This window comes from Rhizobium sp. FKY42, assembly GCF_005222835.1.
Taxonomy (GTDB): Bacteria; Pseudomonadota; Alphaproteobacteria; order Rhizobiales; family Rhizobiaceae; genus Neorhizobium.
Map to the genome: position 1 here is coordinate 1,548 of NZ_STGA01000061.1, position 211 is coordinate 1,758.

Consider the following 211-nt stretch of genomic DNA (forward strand, 5'->3'; position numbering starts at 1 on the left):
TCACGCGGTCGCTTGCGCGATCCTTGACCCCACCCATTCGCCACGCCCGCGGTCGTCATCTTTCTCAAACATCAGGAGATGATGACGATGACCATCGAACAGAACATCGAGGAACTGCGAACTGCCTTTGACACCAGCGAGCGCCGCGAGATCCAGACCGAACTGGAATGTGCTGTGGCCGAGCTTGCAGTCATCGTTGCTAATCAGGAGG